The following is a 12154-nucleotide window of genomic DNA, read 5'->3' as shown; positions in this document are numbered from 1 at the left end:
CGACACCGACGCCTCACGGCCTCCGCCGCCCGCCGGCCAGCGCCGCATCCTGACCGTCCTGGTCGTCGGCCGGATCCTCGGCGGAGCCGGGCTCGCCGCCGGTATCCCACCGTCGGGGCGCTGCTCGCCGAGGACATGCCCGCCTCCACCGGCCGCGCCGGCCTGCCCAGTGCCCTGACGGGAGGCCCGGCGCCTTCACCGAGCCGTGCGGTGTGCGGATCGGCGGTGGTGCCGTGCTAGGCGAACAGGCGCAGTGCCGTGTCGGCCGACGGATTCGCCGTCGCCGGGGTCGCAGGCGAGGCGGAGCATCCGCTTCTCTCCCCGAGGCGGCCGCGCACACCCCGGGGGGTATTTGGCATTTCGCCCGCCCATCCGCTAGCTTGGCGCCAGAGATACCCCCAGGGGTATATGACGTGGCCGGACGGCCACCTTCTGCACCGAGTTGAAAGAGGCCCGATGAACGACATGCCCACGCGACTGGACGCCGCGAGCCTGCGCGCCCGGCTGGACGGCCCCACGCCGCCCCGCCTCCTCGATGTGCGAACGCCGGGCGAGTTCGCCGCGGCCCATATCCCCGGCTCCTACAACGTGCCGCTCGACATGCTCCGGGAGCACCGCGACGAACTGTGCCGGCACCTGGACGAGGACATCGTGCTGATCTGCCGCTCCGGCGTCCGAGCCGGGCAGGGCGAGCAGGCGCTGGCCGAAGCGGGCCTGCGCAACACCCGCGTGCTGGAAGGCGGGATCACGGCCTGGGAGGCGGCCGGGGCACCCCTCAACCGAGACGGGCGCGACCGGTGGGATCTAGAGCGTCAGGTCCGGTTCGTCGCCGGGACGATCGTGCTGGCGGCCGTGGTGGGCAGCGTGGCCGTGCCCGAACTGAAGTGGGTGGCGGCGCTCATCGGCGGCGGCCTGACCTTCGCGGCCCTCACCAACACCTGCGCGATGGGGATGCTGCTGGCGAAACTGCCCTTCAACCGCGGTGCCAGCTGCGACCTCCGCACGATCAGCGCTCAATTGGCGGGCGAGGAGCGACCGGCATGACCCTCGCGCTCACGCTCGCCGCGGCGGTGCTGATCGGGGTCACACTGGGGGTGTTCGGCGGAGGCGGCTCCATCCTCACCACCCCGGTGCTGATCTACCTCGCCGGCGTCGACGCCAAGCAGGCGATCGCCATGTCGCTGTTCGTCGTGGGCGTGACGAGCGTGGTGGGAGCCGTCCCGCACGCGCGGGCCGGCCGGATCCGCTGGCGCACCGGCCTGCTGTTCGGCTCCGCGGGCATGGCCGGCGCCTATGCCGGAGGCCGGCTCGCCGCGTTCATCCCCGCGAACGTGCTGCTGATCGCCTTCGGAATCATGATGACCGTCACGGCCGGCGCGATGCTGCGCGGCCGGAAGGAGCCCGAACCGGGGCACCAGGCCGGGAGAAGGCCGCTCGTCAGGATCCTCCTTGAGGGCGCGGCGGTCGGCCTGGTCACCGGGCTGGTCGGCGCAGGGGGCGGCTTCCTGGTGGTGCCCGCCCTCGCCCTGCTCGGCGGACTGCCGATGCCGATCGCCGTCGGCACCTCCCTGCTGGTCATCGCGATGAAGTCCTTCGCGGGGCTGGCGGGCTACCTGCAGAGCGTGCACATCGACTGGACGCTCGCCCTCTCGGTCACCGCGCTGGCGGCCGTCGGCGGCCTGCTGGGCTCCCGGCTGGCCGGAAAGGTCGATCCCGAGCGGCTGCGCAAGGCCTTCGGCTGGTTCGTCCTGGTGATGTCCGTCTTCGTGGTCGCGCAGGAGCTTCCCGCGCAGACCCGGCCGTTCTTCCTGGCGGCCGTCGCCCTCGTCGCCCTCATCTGGGCGTTCACCTCGACCATCCGGCGGTCCCGGCGCAGGACCGCCGCCGCCCGTGATCCGCGAAAGGAAACCGAAGCGATGCAGACGCCGATGTACTTCGCCCAGCACTACCTGGAGTGCCTGTCCCAGGCGTCCTACCTGATCGGCGACAAGCAGACCGGACGCGCCGTCGTCGTCGACCCGCGCCGGGACGTCTCCGAGTACCTCGACGACGCCGCGGCCAACGGCCTGCACATCGAGGGCGTGATCAACACCCACTTCCACGCCGACTTCGTCTCCGGCCACCTCGAACTGGCGGCCCGCACCGGGGCGTGGATCGGCTACGGTGCCCGCGCCGAGGCGGAGTTCCCGATCCGAAAGCTGCACGACCGCGAGCGCATCAGCCTCGGCGAGGTGACCCTGGAGATCCTGGAGACCCCGGGGCACACTCCCGAGTCGATCAGCGTCCTGGTCTTCGAGCACTCCGGCGACGGCACGCCCTACGGCGTCCTGACCGGGGACGCCCTGTTCATCGGCGACGTCGGCCGCCCGGACCTGCTGGCCTCCATCGGCGTCACCGCCGACGAGCTCGGCAGGATGCTCTACGACACCGTCCAGCACAAGCTGATGGCGCTGCCCGACCAGACCAGGCTCTTCCCCGCCCACGGGGCCGGCTCGGCCTGCGGCAAGAACCTGTCGACCGAGCTCCAGTCCACCATCGGCGCGCAGCGGCTCAGCAACTACGCCTGCGTGCCCATGGGCGAGCGCGAATTCGTCGACATCGTCACCGAAGGCCAGCCCCCCGCCCCGAACTACTTCGGCTACGACGCGATCCTCAACCGCAAGGAGCGGGAACTGCTGAAGGTCGAGGAGCACCTGCGTGAGCTGCGGTTCGGCGACGTCCTGGCGCGCCGCGACGCCGGTGCGGTGGTCGTCGACGCCCGCGACCCGCAGGAGTTCGCGGCCGGCCACCTCGCCGGCTCGGTCAACATCCCCGCCGACGGCCGGTTCGCCGAGCAGGCCGGCATGCTCATCGAACCCGGGCGGGAGATCGTCGTGATCGCCCCCGACGGCCGCGCAGAGGAGATCATCATCCGCCTCGCCCGGATCGGCCTGGACACGACGGCCGGCTACCTGGGCGCCCCCGAGGACGCCTTCACACGGGCGCCCGAGGGGAACATCGTCCAGGCCGAGCGGGTCACCTTCGCCGAGCTGCGCGACGAACTCGATGGCGCCGAGCCGCCGCTGCTGATCGACGTCCGCAACGCCGGTGAACTGACGGCCGGCGCCATCGAGGGAGCGGTCAACATCCCGCTGGCCGAGCTGCCCGAGCGCATGGACGCCCTCCCGGTCGCCCGGCGGATCGTCGTCCACTGCGCAGGCGGTGCCCGCTCCTCCGCCGCCGCGAGCCTGCTGCGCCGATCCGGCCGCACTGAGGTCGCCGACCTGCTCGGCGGCTACGGCGCCTGGGCCGCCGCCTACGCCCCGGCCGAGACCTGATCGGTGCCGCCCCGTCCTGCCGGGCCCGCCCCGGCAGGACCAGCTCTCCGGGTGGGGGGTTCCCCCAACTCCTCCACCTTCCCGAGCCGGCACCGCGTCCTGGTCCCGGCGGAGGAACCGCCGGGATCACCGTCGCCGCCCGGCTGTGCCGCCCAAGACGTGCTCTGCATCCCTGGAGGGGCGCGTCCGGCAGAGCCCAACCGATCAGCGTCCCCGCCGCTCACGGCTTCGCCGGCCGGCCGCCGTCGGCTGCTGCGCTGATTGGTAATTCGTCCAGCTATGACCTAGTTTTTACGTGACTGGAATGTATTAATCGGAGATCGGGATACTCGGGCCCGCGGGTCCCGTCCCACGGCGCACCACCTCCCGGGGGGACAGATGGTGAGCAACACCGGATCTCCGGCGCCAGAAGCGCGGCGCCGGCGCACACGCCCCCGCCATGCGGCCTCGGGCAGGGCGCCCGCGCACCGCAGGCGCCAGTGGATCCCGCCGCAGCATGGCGCTTGGGCCATGCTGCTCGTCCCGTTCCTGGCGGGCCTGCTCACCGCCGGCTTCTCCTGGCCCGCCCTGCCGCTGCTGGTCACCTGGATCGCCGGCTACCTGCTGTCGTACTACGCGCTGCTGTCGGTCAAGACCCGTCGGCTCAGCAGGTTCCGGCGCCAAGTCCTCGTCTACGGCGGGACGGCGGCGGCCGCCGGGGCGGTAGTCCTGCTCATGCGCCCGGAACTGCTGGTCTTCGCCCCGATCTTCGCAACAGCGCTGCTGGTCAACGGCCTGTTCGCGACCCGCCGCGACGACCGGGCGCTCCTGAACGGGATGGTCTCGGTCGCCGCCGCCACCCTCATCCTGCCCATGGTCGCGATGGTCGCCGGCGAATCCCCATGGACGACCACCGAGGCCGCCGCGATAACGTTCCTGTACTTCGCCGGGACGGTCCTTTTCGTCAAGTCGTGCATCCGCGAACGGGACAGCGCGAGGTTGTTCGGCGCTTCGGTCGGGTTCCACGCGGGCGCGGCCGCCCTCGCGGCCTGGCTGAACCCGCTGTACGCCCTCCCCTTCACCTGGTACCTGGTCCGCGCGGTCGTGCTGCGCCGCCGCCGCTACTCGGCGAAGCAGATCGGAATCATCGAGGTGGGGTCGTCAGTCCTGCTCCTGGTGGCGGTCGCCGCCACAACCTGACCGGCTCGCTCCCGGGATCCACCGAGAGCGAGCCGGACGCACGGTTCACTTTCGCCGATGAACGGACGGACACCGTGCGCGCGTCAGGCGAGCGTCAGGAGCAGTCGGCGCAGTCGCGCCCCTCCTCGATCACCTTGACAACGCCGCCGATCTGCCCCTGCGCGCGCCGGAGCCGCATGGCGACCTCGGTCAGGGACTCCTTGTCCAGCTCCATCGTCGCCGCCCCTTCTCAAGCACTGTGCTGGTGCTCGGCGGCGCGGCGGCGCACGTCGTCCATGTCCACGGCCCGGGCCTCCTCGATCAGCCTCTCCAGCTCCGGCTCGCGCAGGGCGCCGGGCTGGGCGTACAGCACGACCCGGTCGCGGATGATCACCAGGGTCGGGATCGAGGAGATCTGGAAGGCGCCGGCCAGCTCCTGCTGGGCTTCGGTATCGACCTTGCCGAACACGATGTCGGCGTGCTTCTCGGAGACCCGCTCGTAAACGGGTGCGAAGAAGCGGCAGGGCCCGCACCAGCCGGCCCAGAAGTCGATCAGAATCATGTCGCCGCCGGCGAGGACGTCCTCGAAGTTCTCGCGCGTCAGTTCGGTCGTGGCCATCGCGGTCTCCTCCTGTTCGATACCCGTACGGGTATAAGAACGACCTGCTCTCCTCGTTGATTCCAGTCCTCCATATACGGGGAGGGGTATAATGGAACCCTGGGGAGGGATGATGACCGCTGGACGCCGAAGCCGCACCGACCCGCCCTTCGATGCACGAGCCGTCCTTGCCTCGGGGAACCTGGCTGACAGGACGCCATTCGGGCAGAGAACCACCCGGCACTTGCTCAAGCCGCCGATCAGGAAAGGGCGATCTTATGAACTACGGCATGACCGTCAGACTGCACCAGCCGTTCACCGAGGCCGTCGAACGGGTCAGGACGGCGCTGAAGGAGCAGGGATTCGGAGTGCTCACCGAGATCGATGTACGCGCCACGCTGCAGGAGAAGCTCGGCGAGACGATGGAGGACTACCTCATCCTCGGTGCCTGCAACCCGCCGCTCGCTCACCGGGCCCTGGAGGTCGACCGGCGGATCGGCCTGCTGCTGCCCTGCAATGTCGTCGTCCGGTCCGAAGGCGGCGACACCGTCGTCGAAGCGCTGGACCCCCAGGTCATGGCCACGGTGAGCGAACAGCCCGGCCTCGGGCCGGTCGCCGATGACGCCGCCGGGCGGCTCACCGCAGCCCTTCAGGCCCTGGGCGGCTGAGCCCGCCGGTCATATCGGCACCCGTTCCCGCGAGGGCTCGCGAGCTCGGCACCGCCCGTCCGGTCGGCAGAGCAGCAGGCACTTATACCCTGGCGGGCGTGAGGAGAGCGACGTGAAATTCGAGGCGGACTCGCTGGCCGACGTGCTCGTGCGCCTGCGGCGCGCGCAGGGGCAGCTCGGCGGCCTGGAGAAGCTCTTCATGAGCCTCGCCTGACCCCGGCGCGGCGCACACCGGCCCGGTGGCCATGCGGACGGCAGCGGCCGACGGCACGAGCGGCCTGCTTCAATGCGGCGATCGGCGCCTTCCCGGCGGTTGCACCGACCGCAGGGCGGCCCGCTCGTTCGCCGAACCCCCGGACAGGAGCCGGGCGGCGAACGCCGTGTGCAGCCCGTGCGCGAGCTTCTGCTCCGCGGTCACGGCACCGCTGGGCGCCGTCAGGTTCGGGCAGGTCCCCTCACCGATCCGCGCTGGAACCGCCCGTACCGTGGTGGACGCCCTGTCCCGCGCGAGCCGCCATCCGGTCCCCCGAGTCGCCCATGGAGGACGTCACGTTGCCCAGATCTCCTGAGCGAGCAGATCGCGCATCGACACCATGCCGATGACGCGGCCCTGGTCCTGGACCGGCAGGTGGCGGATTCCCGCATCCAGCATTCGGCGGGCCACCTCGCGCGCATCCTCCTCCAGCCCGGCGGTCTTGATCCGCGTTGATGCGTATGCCGCCGCCGGCTGCGAGGCCGGTTCGGCCGAGGTCGCCAGCGCCTCGACCAGGTCACGCTCGGTGATGATCCCGAGCACTTGTTCGCCGTCGAGCACCGCCAGGGCGCCGATCTCGTTGTCCCTCATCCACTGCGCCACCTCGACCAGCCGCTCATCAGCTCGGCAGCCGAACACCATCGGACGATAAACATTGCTGACCAGCATTTTCCTCCTCCAATGCATTGACCGAGTCGGCGACTACGAGGGGCGGGGGCGATGGTCCGGCCCCGGAGCCCGCAGGACGCGATCGATCAGCAAGTGCAGGTGGGACCGGAACCGCGTGGTCTCCTGCGGTCGGCGAACAGCCGAGTCGCGACCTGCATGATCGGCTCCCGCCCGGAACCCGCACCTGCGCTCATGTCCACGCCCTATACCCGCAGGCCTGTGCACTGCACCCATGTGAACCAGCACTCCCGCACTGGTGTGTGACCCTGCGATTAAGGAGGGCGCGATCTCCAAGGGTCATAGTCACGACACTTTTCCTTTCCCTATCCGGGAATGGCGACAAGGCGACGGATATGTGGTCTTCTCCTAGGAATGCCATGACGTAGACGCCACCGGCCGGTGCCGGGTGGGCCGGACCGGGGTGGACGGTGAACGGGCGGCGTCAGCCGGATCAGCTGGAGGGGATGACGGCGACCGGGCAGCGGGCGTGGTGAATGACGCCGTGGGCGATCGAGCCCAGTTGGGGTGCGGTCCAGCGCCGCTGGTGGGCGCCGATCACGAGGAGGCGGGCGTTGCGTGAGGCGTGGGACAGCGCGGTCACCGGGTGTTCCATGATGATCTCGTCCACGACGTCCACGCGCGGGTACTTGGCGCGCAGCGGCTCGCAGGTCTCGATGACCTGGCCGCGCAGGTCGAGTTCGATCTGTTCGCCGTCGATCGCGTAGCCGGCCTCGATGAGGGTGCCGAACGTCTGCCAGGCGTGCACGACGCGCAGCCGGGCGTCCCGCAGCGCGGCGGTCTCGAAGGCGTAGTCCAGAAGGGTGTCGACGTCCCGCAGCAGGTCGATGCCGACGACGATCTCGCCGCGGTCGCCGGTGTCACCGCGCACGATCACGACCGGGACGGTCGGGCGTGCCGCCACGCGCAGGCTTGTCGAGCCCAGCAGCATGCCGGCGAACCCGCCCCGGCCTCGGCTGCCCACCACCAGCTCGTACGCCTGGCCCGACTGCGCCTGCAGAGCCTGCGAGGGCTCCTCCGAGACCAGGGCGGTCGTGACCTCCAGATGGCACCAACGCTCCCGTAGGCGTTCGCGGGTGGCCGTCAGCAGCCGGTGCCCGGTGCGGGTCATCCGTTCGGTGGTCTCGGCCGGCATGAACAGCGGCGCCCGGTAGGGCCAGCTCTCCAGCGCGTGGACGATGTGCAGGGGACGTTCGCGCAGGACGGCTTCGGCGGCGGCCCACAGCACGGCGCGATCCGACTCCTCGGAGCCGTCGATGCCGACGACGATCGGCTCGGACATCGTGTTCTCCTTCAGCTGTCGATTCCCTTTTTCCAGGCTCTTTGCCGATCGCGCGCGACCCTAGGGGCGAAAGTCCCCGTCCGGACGGCCTTTGTGCCCGGTGCCACCGAGTCCGCCGCCCCTGGGAACGGTGGCGCCGGGTGGGAAGTGTGAAGGTTCCGGCTACGACGGAACGGCGAGGTGGACATGCGGGGTGTGATCACGCGACGTGGTCCCGGGGTTCTGCTCACCCTGACCGGCGGCGGGTTGGCGGCGGGTACCGTCGTCCGCTGGACGGTCGGGGCGGGCGCCGGCGACCTGGTCTGGCTGCTGGTGACGGTGCTCGCGCTCGTCCCGGCGGTCTGGTGGGTCGTGACCGGGCTGCTGCACCGCAGGTTCGGCAGCGATGTGATCGCGGTCCTCGCGCTGGCGGGGACGATCGCGGTCGGCGAGGCTCTCGCGGGCGCCGTGATCGCGGTGATGCTGACCGGCGGGCGGCTGCTGGAGGACCGCGCGGGGCGGCGGGCCCGCCGGGATCTGGGCGCGCTGCTGTCGCTGGCGCCGCGCGTCGCGCACCGCCGGGCGGACGGCGGCGGCCTGGACACGGTCGATGTCGCCGAGGTGCGTCCGGGCGACCGGCTCCTGGTCCGCCCGGGCGAGGTCGTACCGGTCGACGGGCTGGTGGAGGGCGGGACGGCCGTCCTGGACGAGTCGACGCTCACCGGCGAGGCGCTGCCGCAGGAGCATCCGGCGGGCGGCGCGGTGCGCAGCGGCGCCGTCAACTCGGGGCGGCCCTTCGAGCTGCGCGCGACCAACGACGCGGCCTCCAGCACCTACGCGGGGATCGTGCGGCTGACCGAGGAGGCCGCGGCCGAGAGCGCGCCGTTCGTGCGGCTCGCCGACCGGTATTCGGCCCTGTTCATCCCGGTGACGCTGGTGCTGGCCGGGGCGGCGTGGGCAGCCGCCGGGGATCCGGTGCGGGCCGTGGCGGTACTGGTGGTGGCAACGCCCTGCCCGCTGATCCTGGCCGCGCCGATCGCGTTCGTGTCCGGCCTGTCGCGCTGCGCGCGGCGGGGCGTGGTGGTGAAGGGCGGGAGCGCACTGGAGCGGCTGGCCGGGGCACGGGTGCTGCTGTTCGACAAGACCGGCACCGTCACCACGGGACACCCCGCGCTCGCCGAGATCATCCCGGCCCGCCCGGCGCCCGCCGGTGATCCGCTGATGCTGGCCGCCTCTCTCGACCAGGTGTCGCCGCACGTACTGGCCTCGGCGATCGTGCGCGGAGCGCATGAGCGCGGGCTGGCGCTCGCCGCGCCGTCGGACGTCGCCGAGACCGCCGGGCAGGGCGTGCGCGGCGTTGTGTGCGGCCATCGGGTGAGCGTCGGCAAGGCGAGCTGGGCCGGCGACGCCGATCCGGCCTGGCTGGAGCGGGTGCGCCGCCGGGCCGCCGCACGCGGTGCGATCACGGTGTTCGTCGGGGTGGACGGGAGGGCCGCCGCCGTCCTGCTCCTGCGCGACCGGATCCGCCCGGACGCGCCGCGCACGTTCCGGTTGCTGCGCCGGGCCGGCATCGAGCGCACCGTGATGGTGACCGGTGATCGCGCGGACGTCGCGAACTCGATCGGCGAACTGGTCGGCGCGGACGCCGTGCACGCCGGTCTCGCCCCGGCGGAGAAGGTGGAGGTCGCACGCGCGGAGAGCGAGCGGGCGGCGACCGTGATGGTCGGCGACGGGGTCAACGACGCGCCCGCGCTCGCCGCGGCCGGAGTCGGCGTCGCGCTCGGCGCCCGGGGCGCCACGGCGTCGTCGGAGGCGGCCGATGTGGTGATCACGGTGGACCGGCTGGAACGGCTCGCCGAGACCCTCGCCATCGCGCGGCGCACCCGCTCGGTCGCCCGGCAGAGCGTGGTCGCCGGAATGGGCCTGTCGCTGGCCGCGATGGTCGTCGCGGCGTTCGGGCTGCTGACCCCCGCGGCCGGCGCACTGCTCCAGGAGGGCATCGACGTCGCCGCGATCCTCGCCGCGCTGCGCGCGCTCGGCCCGGGCCGCGACCGGGAGCCGCGGCTGCGCGGCGACGCCGCCGAGCTCGTCCGGCGGCTGGACGAGGAGCACCGCGCGCTGTGGCCGCGCATCGACCGGCTGCCCGTCCTGGCGGACACGATCGCGACCTCCGGCGGCCGGGAGCGGGACGCCGCACTGAACGCGCTGGCGGGCTTCCTGACCGACCTCGCCGAACACGAGCGCAAGGACGAGCGGCTGCTCTACCCCGCGGTCGCGCAAGCCCTCGGCGGCGCCGACCCCACCGGGGCGATGAGTCGCGGCCACACCGAGATCGCCGAGCTGACGCGCCGCATCGGCGCGCTCATCGCGGAACTGCGGTCCGCACCCGGGGCTCCGGAGCCCGGGAGCGATCTGCGCCGGACCGTCCAGGAGCTGTACGCGGTCCTGCGGCTGCATTTCGCGCAGGAGGAGGAGAACTACTTCGTCCTCGCCGACGTGCACGACACCCCCAAGCCCTGACGCACCGACGTTCGGCGGCGGTGCCGGGACCTTCGTCACTCCTCCGCGCGGACATGCGGGCGGACGCTGGAATCCCCACCGAAGGACGGTGAACTCCGATGCGACGCCTCGCAGCGTTCTCGACGGCGGTGCTGCTCCCCGCGACCCTGGTGACCGCGCCCGCCCTGCCCGCGTCCTCCTCCATCGCGGCGGCTCGCGCGGCGGCGACCGAGGACGTCCCCACCTACACCCCCGGCATCGCCGGCCGGCCCGGCGGCAACGGGTTCGACGTCGCCTACCGGGCCTCCACCACCAACGTGCTGTACCGGCAGTTCGTCGACGGGGCCTGGTCCGCGCCGCTCAACCTGGCCGGACACCTGATCGGCGGCGCCGCCGTCGCCTTCGCCGGAGGCGACCCCCACGTGTACGGGCGCGGCGTCGACGGCAGGCTGTGGGAGCGCATCCGCGTCGACGGCACCTGGCAGCCCTGGGCGAAGGTCGACGACCTGCTCATCAGCACCTCGCCCGCCGCCGCGGGGCACCCGGACGGGCGCGTCGAGGTGTTCGTCCGCGACGCCACCGACAAGCTACAGACCAGGACCTACACCCCCGGTACCGGCTGGAGCGCCTGGACCGCCCTGGACATGACGGCGGACTCCGCGCCCGCCGTCGCCGTGACCGGCACCGATACCGTCCGCGTCGTGGTCACCGGCCGCGACCACGCCGTCTGGACCCGGACCCGTACCGGCACCGCCTGGTCGGACTGGGCGTCGCTCGGCGAGAGCACCTACAGCACCCCCGGCATCGCCGCCGACACCGCGACCGGGAAGGTCTGGGTGTTCGTCCGCAACGCCGGCACCCACCGGCTGCGCGTCCGCGCCTACGCCGGGTCGTGGGGCGACTGGCAGATCATGGGCGGCCTGTACGTCGACGGGCCCGGCGCCGCCTTCGCCGGCGGCAGGACCGTGTCGGTCGGACGCGGCCGGGACGGGGCGTTCTGGAGCCGCACCATCACCGGCACCACCTGGACGACCGATGTGCAGGCGTGGGTTCCCGGGCCGCCGCCCGGCGTGCCGTCCGCGCTGCGCGGCAAGAACGTCACCAAGATCTCCACCACGTCCAAGGTCGCCGCGCTGACGTTCGACTCGGCGTGGGACGCCTCCGGAGTCTCCTCGATCCGGGCGACCCTGCAGCGCGAGAACGTCCCGGCGACGTTCTTCCTGGTCGGCGACTTCGCACGCGGCTTCCCGGTCTACAGCAACCTGCTGGCCGGGTCGGGGTTCCGGATCGGCGACCACAGCGACACCCACCCCGACTTCACCAAGATCAGCGACGCGACGGCGAAGACGCAGGTCACCGCCGCGCGCACCGCGATCTTCAACACCAATGGCGCGCAGGCGGTGCCGCTGTTCCGCTTCCCCTACGGCGCCTACACCGCCTCGGATGTGACGCTGCTGAACGGCCTGGGCTACGTCCCGGTCGGGTGGACGGTCGACTCGCTCGGCTGGCAGGGCACCTCCGGCGGGCAGACCGCCGACAAGGTCGCCACCCGCGTCCTGGCCGCCAAGACCCCGGGGATGATCGTGCTGATGCACGTGGGCGCCAACCCCGACGACGGCACCACGCTGGACGCCGACGCGCTCCCCGCGATCATCAAGGGGCTCCGCGACGCCGGCTACTCCTTCACCACCCTCGACGCGCTCATCCCCTGAC

At 72.1% G+C, this 12154-nt stretch carries 10 protein-coding genes; 6 read left to right on the top strand and 4 right to left on the bottom strand.

Annotation, left to right across the window (positions count from 1 at the left end):
• Positions 1–456: 456 nt before the first annotated feature.
• The 3 genes from E1284_RS06525 to E1284_RS06515 all read left to right on the top strand — a co-directional run bounded on the left by E1284_RS06525 (position 457) and on the right by E1284_RS06515 (position 4496).
• Positions 457–1044 carry a rhodanese-like domain-containing protein gene (locus E1284_RS06525; protein WP_131938079.1) on the top strand — a complete coding sequence of 196 codons (588 nt, stop codon included), beginning with the start codon at positions 457–459 and terminating at the stop codon, positions 1042–1044.
• Positions 1041–3317 (top strand): TSUP family transporter, encoded by a 2277-nt coding sequence (locus tag E1284_RS43930; protein WP_131938078.1) that lies wholly within the window; start codon positions 1041–1043, stop codon positions 3315–3317. Before E1284_RS06525 ends, E1284_RS43930 begins: the two co-directional genes overlap by 4 nt.
• A gap of 378 nt (positions 3318–3695) precedes the next feature.
• Entirely contained in the window at positions 3696–4496 is an 801-nt protein-coding gene (locus tag E1284_RS06515) for a YwiC-like family protein (protein WP_131938077.1), read from the top strand.
• Between the two features lie 94 nt (positions 4497–4590).
• Here the strand turns inward: E1284_RS06515 and E1284_RS06510 are convergent, their stop codons facing one another.
• Both E1284_RS06510 and E1284_RS06505 read right to left on the bottom strand, forming a co-directional pair.
• The gene (locus E1284_RS06510; RefSeq protein ID WP_131938076.1) at positions 4591–4710 is read right to left on the bottom strand and encodes a metal-sensing transcriptional repressor; all 120 of its coding nucleotides are present in this window, start codon (positions 4708–4710) and stop codon (positions 4591–4593) included.
• A gap of 15 nt (positions 4711–4725) precedes the next feature.
• A complete protein-coding gene (locus tag E1284_RS06505) occupies positions 4726–5094 on the bottom strand; it encodes a thioredoxin family protein (RefSeq protein WP_131938075.1) in 369 nt (122 codons plus the stop codon).
• Between the two features lie 269 nt (positions 5095–5363).
• On the opposite strand from E1284_RS06505, the gene E1284_RS06500 reads away from it, so the two are divergent.
• Entirely contained in the window at positions 5364–5741 is a 378-nt protein-coding gene (locus E1284_RS06500; protein ID WP_243714296.1) for a DUF302 domain-containing protein, read from the top strand.
• Between the two features lie 547 nt (positions 5742–6288).
• Here the strand turns inward: E1284_RS06500 and E1284_RS06495 are convergent.
• Entirely contained in the window at positions 6289–6663 is a 375-nt protein-coding gene (locus tag E1284_RS06495; protein WP_131938073.1) for a CBS domain-containing protein, read from the bottom strand.
• A gap of 451 nt (positions 6664–7114) precedes the next feature.
• Complete coding sequence (locus tag E1284_RS06490; protein ID WP_131938072.1) at positions 7115–7963, bottom strand: universal stress protein; 849 nt, start codon at positions 7961–7963, stop codon at positions 7115–7117.
• A 195-nt stretch (positions 7964–8158) separates the two neighbouring features.
• Here E1284_RS06490 and E1284_RS06485 point away from each other — a divergent pair, with 195 nt between their 5' ends.
• Together E1284_RS06485 and E1284_RS06480 are read left to right on the top strand one after the other, a co-directional pair.
• Positions 8159–10462: a heavy metal translocating P-type ATPase gene (locus tag E1284_RS06485; RefSeq protein WP_243714295.1), complete on the top strand. Its 2304-nt coding sequence runs from the start codon at positions 8159–8161 to the stop codon at positions 10460–10462.
• 98 nt (positions 10463–10560) lie between these two features.
• Complete coding sequence (locus tag E1284_RS06480; protein WP_131938070.1) at positions 10561–12153, top strand: polysaccharide deacetylase family protein; 1593 nt, start codon at positions 10561–10563, stop codon at positions 12151–12153.
• Position 12154: the final 1 nt, after the last annotated feature.

The organism is Actinomadura bangladeshensis (assembly GCF_004348335.1).
GTDB classification, from domain to species: domain Bacteria; phylum Actinomycetota; class Actinomycetes; order Streptosporangiales; family Streptosporangiaceae; genus Spirillospora; species Spirillospora bangladeshensis.
The sequence above is the reverse complement of the archived record's forward strand: the minus strand, read 5'-3'. Positions and strand labels throughout refer to the sequence as shown.

Coding starts and splice junctions, on each gene's coding strand:
- E1284_RS06525 (WP_131938079.1), top strand. CDS start 457: ATGAACGACATGCCCACGCGACTGGACGCCGCGAGCCTGCGCGCCCGG.
- E1284_RS43930 (WP_131938078.1), top strand. CDS start 1,041: ATGACCCTCGCGCTCACGCTCGCCGCGGCGGTGCTGATCGGGGTCACA.
- E1284_RS06515 (WP_131938077.1), top strand. CDS start 3,696: ATGGTGAGCAACACCGGATCTCCGGCGCCAGAAGCGCGGCGCCGGCGC.
- E1284_RS06510 (WP_131938076.1), bottom strand. CDS start 4,710: ATGGAGCTGGACAAGGAGTCCCTGACCGAGGTCGCCATGCGGCTCCGG.
- E1284_RS06505 (WP_131938075.1), bottom strand. CDS start 5,094: ATGGCCACGACCGAACTGACGCGCGAGAACTTCGAGGACGTCCTCGCC.
- E1284_RS06500 (WP_243714296.1), top strand. CDS start 5,364: ATGACCGTCAGACTGCACCAGCCGTTCACCGAGGCCGTCGAACGGGTC.
- E1284_RS06495 (WP_131938073.1), bottom strand. CDS start 6,663: ATGCTGGTCAGCAATGTTTATCGTCCGATGGTGTTCGGCTGCCGAGCT.
- E1284_RS06490 (WP_131938072.1), bottom strand. CDS start 7,963: ATGTCCGAGCCGATCGTCGTCGGCATCGACGGCTCCGAGGAGTCGGAT.
- E1284_RS06480 (WP_131938070.1), top strand. CDS start 10,561: ATGCGACGCCTCGCAGCGTTCTCGACGGCGGTGCTGCTCCCCGCGACC.